This window comes from Exiguobacterium aestuarii (assembly GCF_020171655.1).
GTDB lineage: Bacteria > Bacillota > Bacilli > Exiguobacteriales > Exiguobacteriaceae > Exiguobacterium > Exiguobacterium aestuarii_A.
This window is the reverse complement of record NZ_JAIVAC010000007.1, coordinates 36,447-43,904: the sequence shown is the minus strand read 5'-3', so window position 1 is coordinate 43,904 and position 7,458 is coordinate 36,447. Positions and strand designations below refer to the sequence as shown.

8 protein-coding genes are annotated in these 7,458 nt (G+C 48.0%); all 8 read right to left on the bottom strand.

Annotated features, from left to right (window positions below; translation table 11 throughout):
• Nucleotides 1-389 precede the first annotated feature (389 nt).
• Nucleotides 390-1,880: a lysine--tRNA ligase gene (gene lysS, locus LCM29_RS14915; protein WP_214786226.1), complete on the bottom strand. Its 1,491-nt coding sequence runs from the start codon at nt 1,878-1,880 to the stop codon at nt 390-392.
• 148 nt (nt 1,881-2,028) lie between these two features.
• Nucleotides 2,029-2,967 (bottom strand): tRNA dihydrouridine synthase DusB, encoded by a 939-nt coding sequence (dusB, locus tag LCM29_RS14910; protein WP_243834802.1) that lies wholly within the window; start codon nt 2,965-2,967, stop codon nt 2,029-2,031.
• Between the two features lie 70 nt (nt 2,968-3,037).
• Nucleotides 3,038-3,535, bottom strand: a complete 498-nt coding sequence (folK, locus tag LCM29_RS14905) for a 2-amino-4-hydroxy-6-hydroxymethyldihydropteridine diphosphokinase (protein WP_224863743.1) — start codon at nt 3,533-3,535, stop codon at nt 3,038-3,040.
• Entirely contained in the window at nt 3,532-3,897 is a 366-nt protein-coding gene (gene folB, locus LCM29_RS14900; RefSeq protein ID WP_224863741.1) for a dihydroneopterin aldolase, read from the bottom strand. The genes folK and folB overlap by 4 nt, the downstream gene beginning before the upstream one ends.
• Entirely contained in the window at nt 3,890-4,675 is a 786-nt protein-coding gene (folP, locus tag LCM29_RS14895) for a dihydropteroate synthase (protein ID WP_224863739.1), read from the bottom strand. The genes folB and folP overlap by 8 nt, the downstream gene beginning before the upstream one ends.
• 11 nt (nt 4,676-4,686) lie before the next feature.
• The gene (locus tag LCM29_RS14890) at nt 4,687-5,505 is read right to left on the bottom strand and encodes an aminotransferase class IV (RefSeq protein WP_214786217.1); all 819 of its coding nucleotides are present in this window, start codon (nt 5,503-5,505) and stop codon (nt 4,687-4,689) included.
• Entirely contained in the window at nt 5,489-6,073 is a 585-nt protein-coding gene (gene pabA / locus LCM29_RS14885; protein WP_214697212.1) for an aminodeoxychorismate/anthranilate synthase component II, read from the bottom strand. The genes LCM29_RS14890 and pabA overlap by 17 nt, the downstream gene beginning before the upstream one ends.
• Complete coding sequence (locus tag LCM29_RS14880; protein ID WP_318247835.1) at nt 6,070-7,449, bottom strand: anthranilate synthase component I family protein; 1,380 nt, start codon at nt 7,447-7,449, stop codon at nt 6,070-6,072. Before LCM29_RS14880 ends, pabA begins: the two co-directional genes overlap by 4 nt.
• Between the last annotated feature and the right edge of the window lie 9 nt (nt 7,450-7,458).

The window sequence follows — 7,458 nt, the reverse complement described above, 5'->3', positions numbered from 1 at the left end:
AGCCAGGATCAAACTCTCCAAAGAATTTGATATAGCTCTTAAATTGACGAAGCTTGCGCTTCATTCAAAAATTGTAAAACTTATTTTTGCCTCATCGTTCAGTTTTCAAAGTTCGTCTGTCGCTCTTTGCGACTCTTAAAATAATACAAGTCATCGACACAGTTGTCAACCACTTTTTTTATTTCTTTCCGCTGCCATCAGCGGCAACGTTTATTACTTTACCGCACACCTTTAATTAACGCAAGGGTTTTTTATAAAGTTTTTTCAAAAAAGTTTTTCCGTTAGAGTTTACCCTTTATTCAACGGCTTGTTTCCAAGCGTTCATCCGGAAAAATAAAAAAAGAGAAGCTGGATTGCACGTACGTACAAACCGGCTTCTCTACTATTATTCACTGTTGATGACGCATTGTAGGGAAAAGAAGAACGTCGCGGATTGATGGTGCGTTCGTCAATAACATGACAAGACGGTCAATCCCGATTCCAAGTCCACCTGTTGGTGGCATACCGTACTCAAGCGCCTCAAGGAAATCGTTATCGAGTTCATGCGCCTCGTCGTTACCTGCTTCTTTTTCAAGCAATTGTGCTTCGAAACGCTCACGTTGATCGATTGGATCGTTCAACTCCGTGAAGGCATTCGCGTGTTCACGACGAACGATGAACAATTCAAAACGATCTGTGAAGCGTGGATCCGTTTCGTTTTTCTTCGCTAACGGCGACACTTCAACTGGGTGTCCTGTCACGAATGTTGGTTGAAGCAATGTCTCTTCGACCTTTTGCTCAAAGAACTCGTTGACGATATGACCGAACGTCATATGGTCCTGAACTTCCACACCATGCTCTTTCGCAAGGGCACGTGCTTCTTCGTCGGACATTTGTTGCCAGAAGTCTACACCTGTCTCTTCTTTAACAAGGTCGACCATGTGTGCACGTTTCCAACCGATGCCGAGGTGAATTGTATCTTCACCATATTGTACATCTGTTGTACCGAGTACTTCTTTCGCTACGTGCGCAACCAATTCTTCCGTCAAATCCATGATGTCGTTGTAATCGGCATACGCCTCATACAATTCGATCATTGTGAATTCAGGGTTGTGGCGTGTCGAGATTCCTTCGTTACGGAACACACGTCCGATTTCATAAACGCGCTCGAGTCCACCAACGATTAAGCGTTTCAAGTGAAGTTCGATGGCAATACGCATATAAAGTTCCATATCCAACGCATTATGATGCGTTAAGAACGGACGCGCCGCTGCTCCACCCGCAATCGTGTGTAACATCGGTGTTTCCACTTCTAAATATCCTTTTTGATTTAAGAAGTTGCGAATCTCAGAAATGATGCGGCTACGCAAAATGAATGTCTGGCGTGAATCTTGGTTTGTGATCAAATCAAGATAACGTTGGCGATAGCGCTGTTCCACATCTTTCAATCCATGATATTTGTCCGGAAGCGGGCGAAGTGCTTTCGTCAAGAGCTCAAACTCTTCCACATGAATCGAGAGTTCACCTACATTTGTTTTAAAGAGCTTTCCTTTGACACCAACGATATCACCGAGGTCTGATGATTTGAACAAGTCAAACGGCTCATCCCCGACATCGTTTTTACGAACGTAAATTTGAATCTGGCCTGTCACATCTTGAATGTGGGCAAAAAATACTTTCCCTTTCCCGCGTTTCGTCATGATGCGACCCGCTAACGTGACTTCTACGTCCTGCTCTGCTAAAGCCTCTTTTTCAACTGATTCATACTGCTCATGTAATTCACCTGCGTGCGCAGAACGATCAAAGCGTTGACCGAACGGGTCGAGACCGCGCTCGCGCATATCGGTCATCTTCTCAAAACGAACCTGCATTTGATCATTCATTTCTAACTCGTGGCTCACTATTCCATTCACTCCTCTATCCATATTGGGTTTATCCCTAACAAAAAACTGTCGACCCGATGGCCAACAGCACAGCCGAAGCCGTTCATTCGTTGTGGTGCACTTTTTCGCCAAACAAGCTTACCATAAATTAGTTCTTTTCTCTAGTTCACACTTCTGACAGTTGTCGTTCGAGTTGATCAACAAATCCATACAGGACCGCTGCGAAAGCCTCACGCGATTCCGTTTCATTGATTTGTTTGCGAATTGGACCACTGCCTTTCAACCCTTTCAAATACCAAGCCGCATGTTGACGCATTTCACGAACGGCCGTCAGCTCACCTTTAATTGCGCTCAATCGGTCGAGGTGCAACATGCAAATATCAATTTTTTCACGAGCTGCTGGTTCCGGTGGAAGTTCTCCCGTTTCGAGGTACTGAACCGTCTGATAGAGCATCCACGGGTTCCCAAGTGCAGCACGCCCAATCATGACGGCATCCACACCGTATTGATCAATGACACGCTTCGCGTCTTGTGGTGTGGCAATGTCCCCGTTCCCGATAATCGGCACGGTCGCGACTTTCTTCGCTTCACCGATCCAATCCCAGTTCGCAGTTCCTTCATATTGTTGGGCTCGCGTACGTCCATGAATGGCAATGGCTGCCGCCCCACCTGTCTGAGCCGCTTTGACGTTGTCCAAAATAAAGATGTGATCATCGTCCCAACCAAGGCGCATTTTCACCGTGACCGGTTTTTCGACCACATTCGTGACGGCATTGACCATCTCATACACTTTATCCGGATCAAGTAACCACTTTGCACCTGCGTCACATTTCGTTACTTTCGGCACAGGACAACCCATGTTGATATCAATGATGTCGGCATTCGTATTTTGATCGACGTACTGCGCCGCTTTGACGAGTGTATCTTTAGAACCACCAAAAATTTGCAAGCTGAGCGGTTTTTCTCGTTCATCGACATATAGCATGCGCATCGTCCGCGCGTTCTCCAGCAAAATCCCTTTATCACTGACCATTTCAGCACAGACGAGTCCCGCCCCAAATTCTTTTGCAATCAATCGGAATGCCGGGTTGGTCACGCCAGCCATCGGCGCAAGGACTGCACGGTTTTTAATATCTATATTTCCAATCTTAAAGCCTGTCAAGACAACACATCCTTCATTTCACCAAATTCGTTAGCAACTGTAACCGAACGACATCTTGGCGGTCTGCCATCGGTAAATCTGCTAGCCACGACGCGACCGTTCGTCCGCGGACGACGAGTTCTGGCGCAATCTCAGCTAATGGAGCGAGCACAAACGCACGTTCCTGCATCCGCGGATGTGGTACCGTCAAGTGCTCTGATTGTATATCTTCCCCATTATAATAGAGGATGTCAAGGTCGATGGTGCGCGGACCGTTCTTAAAGAGACGCTCTCGACCTAACTGCTGTTCAATTTGTTGAAGGGTGTCTAATAAGTCGGTTACAGATTGATGAGTCTCCACTTCGACCACCATATTATAAAATGATGGTTGATCGATATAACCGACAGGGGCGGTCTCATAAACCGATGATTGTTTCGTGACCATAACACCCATTTTCCCCATTTCATCAATCGCGTCAGACAATTGTGCGGCCCGCTCCCCGATGTTTGCTCCTAATGCGATATAAATCATGACGTGCGTCTCCTTGTCATCTCGATTGCCACCGAGTCGTAATGTCCTGGAATTGGTGGGTCCGGCTTGATCACTTTTACCGTCACGCTTTGAATCAAATCATGATGTGCCAAAACGGCCGTCGTGATGCGTTCTCCAAGTGTTTCGAGTAAATTGACCGGTTCCCCCGTTACAATGTCTTCTGTGACTTGATATAATCCCGCGTAGCTGACTCCATCCTGTAAATCATCTGACTTCCCAGCAGGTGAAAGGTCCAATTCACACATTAAATCCACGTGAAACCGTTGACCGAGACGGTTCTCCTCTTCAAATACACCATGGTATCCATAGAAGCGCATGCCGTTCACAAAAATCTTATCCATGTCCGTTCCCCCTCATCATCGCATCCATCATCTTCGCTGCACGCATATTCTCTTTCACATCATGGACGCGTACCCAATCGCACCCTTTCATGATGCCTAAACACGTCGTCGCAATCGTCCCTTCCACGCGTTCTTCGGTTGGTAAATCGAGCGTTTGGCCGATAAACGATTTACGGGACGTACCTAGTAACACCGGATAGCCAAGACGCGTGATCACATCGAGGTGATTCATGAGCTCTAGATTTTGCGCCACGTCTTTTGCGAACCCGATTCCTGGGTCTAGCCAAATATGCTCATCTTTCACACCCGCTGCATGAGCAATCTCAATCGACTCCTGCAAATCACTCACCACATCTTCAATAAAATGATGGTAGTCTCGATTTTCTCGGTTATGCATCAAAATGATGGGGACGCCATATTCAAAGGCGACACGCACCATCGACCGATCTCCCCACTTCGAGCCCCACACGTCATTGATGATTGTCGCACCCGCTTCTAATGCCGCCCTCGCAACAGCAGGCTTATACGTATCAATCGAGATCGGAACATCTATTTCTTGTACCAATCGTTCGATGATCGGGACGACACGTTCAATTTCTTCTTCTGCAGAAACAAGCGCCGCACCGGGTCGCGTCGATTCACCACCGACATCAATCGCATCCGCACCTTCTCGTACGAGTTGCTTTGCGTGACGTACGGCTTCTTCGACCGCTGTATATCGTCCTCCGTCTGAAAACGAGTCCGGGGTCACGTTTAAAATACCCATGATTTTCGTCATGTTTCAGCCTCCTATCCAAGTGAACGAACGAGCTCCGCCCACACTTCGTTAAATCGTTCCCCGTCTTTACCGGGGTATTGCAGATTTCCATAATGCGTCACCGGAGCGACTTGCTGAATCGAGTTCGTCATCCAAATCTCTTTTGCTGCGGTTAATCCATCAAATGTCACCGATTGCTCCACCACGGGAAAGCAATCGATCACCCATTGTCGCGTCACGCCCGCGAGTGCTCCGCTCGAAAGGGGTGTCGTATACAACACATCATCAGATCCGACCCAAAAGATGTTCGACACGAGCCCTTCCACCACGTAGCCTTGTTCGTCCGCAAACAATCCTTCAGCATCCTGGTCTTGCAAGGTGCGTTTTCCGAGGATATTGTTCATGTAATGATGCGACTTCAATCGAAAAGCCGCTTCAGGACGACTTCTCGGGAAAGGGATCGGTTCGACTCGTTTCTCTTGTGGCACAACTTCCGAGGAGAGCGGTTTGGCAATCAACGTGACGTTCGGTTTTTCATATCGTCCGGCATACAGACCGAGCGGCGCGACTCCTGCCGATACGTTCAATCGGATGTACAAGTCAGGAGCTTCATTTTGACGACACAATTGCTGAATCGCCGTCTCGATTTCTTCCTTCGTGTACGGAAAATCAATCCACAGCTCATCTACACTCTTCATCAATCGTTCCCAATGCGCATCGAACAAGAACGGAATGAAATCATATGTTCGAAACGTCTCGAATAAACCCATCCCATATAAGAATCCATGGTCCTCGACGGGAATCCATGCATCCTCTCGCTCAACAAGGTTCCCGTTATGCCAATACCACATGGCGGTACTCCTCGATAAAGTTTCGAATCATCTCTTTTCCATGCTCGGTCAAAATTGCTTCAGGGTGATACTGAACGCCTTCAATCGGGAGCGTCCGATGTCGGAGTGCCATGATTTCTTTCGTTTCTGTTTCTGCTGTGACCATCAAACATTCAGGTAAGGTAGAACGCTCCACAGATAACGAGTGATAACGGGTCACGACCGTCTGCTGAGGAATATCTTTGAAAATCGACTTCCCGTCATGTTGAATCTTCGACGTTTTTCCATGCATCAGCCGTTCCGCATGAACGACGTCTCCTCCGAACGCTTGCGCAATCGCTTGATGACCGAGACACACACCTAAAATCGGAATGCGACCTGCGAACGCTTGAATCGCCTCGACGCTAATCCCGGCTTCATTCGGTGTACAAGGTCCAGGGGAAATGACTAGGTAGCTCGGAGCAAGTTTCTCAATGTCTTGAATCGTCACTTCGTCGTTTCGATAAACGACCAGTTCTTCACCGAGCTCCCCAAAATACTGCACTAAGTTGTATGTGAATGAGTCATAGTTGTCGATTAGTACAATCATGTTGTCTCCTCCGTCATTTGCTTCGCCGCCCATAGCGCCTTCGCTTTGGACAAAGATTCTTCATATTCTGAGACCGGATCCGAATCGATGACGATGCCCGCTCCCGCTTGAACGTATGCAATCCCATCTTTCACGACCATCGTTCGAATGGTGATGTTGAAGACGAGATCATCGTCCCAACTTAACCATCCATATGACCCGGTGTATAATCCCCGGCGAACTGGTTCAAGTTCCTCAATAATTTCCATCGTTCGAATTTTCGGTGCACCGGTAATCGTACCACCAGGGAACATCGCTGCTAGCGCCTCCGCTCCCGATACTTCATCACGAATCGTACCCCGTACGTTCGAGACGATATGCTGAACATGTGAATACTTTTCAATCACCATCAATTCATCCACATGAACACTCCCGTATGCTGCGACTTTCCCGAGGTCGTTCCGTTCCAAGTCGACGAGCATGACATGTTCCGCTCGCTCCTTCTCGTTTTCAAGTAGCGTGTTCGCCAATTCCAAGTCCTCAACATCGTCTTTTCCACGTGGACGCGTACCCGCGATCGGTCGCGTCGAAATGTCAGACCCGTGTTTTTCAAGCAATAGTTCCGGTGAAGCGGAGACCATTGTCAGTGCGTCATCCACAAAGTATCCCATGTACGGAGATGGATTCATTTGACGAAGCGTATCGTAAACACGACGGGGGTCGGCGCGTAACGGTTCGGATTGACGAACGCTCAAATTCACTTGGAACACGTCGCCTTCCACGATATAAGACTGAATTCGTTTGACCGCCTCCACAAATTCGTCCTGAGACATGGAGCGCGAACGCTCGACAGGCAATTGTTCAGTCGGCTTGAATGCGTAGTGTGATTCGACGTTCCACATGGCTGCCAAGCGATCTGCTTTACGTTCGGCATTGCCCTCTGCTGTGACCATCAAATAGAGCGTCGAATTCTCTTCGTCGAACACAGCCACTTCATCAAACAACAGAAACGAGACGTCCGGCGTCGCTAAATCATCTTCTGCCTGGCTAGGGAGTCGCTCAATCGTTCGAGAAACGTCATAGCTGACATAACCAATCATGCCACCGAAGAAGGGAGGTGCCCCTTCCGGACGCTCAGCTTCAAATCGTTTCCGCACTTCACTAACCATCTCGATTGGTTTCCCATACATCGTTTCAGTCGTTTCCCCTATTTGTAAGAGACCGACACCGTCTTTTACATGGAAGCGACCGAACGGTTCGATTCCCGCAATCGTATACCGTCCTGCCCTTCCACTTTCTAGCCATGCGTGGTACTGCTGGTCTGCTGTCAACGTCATGTATGCCTCATACATCTTTTCTTTCGTCATCCGCTTCGTTCTGAACGCTGTCGATCTCACTTGTCATTC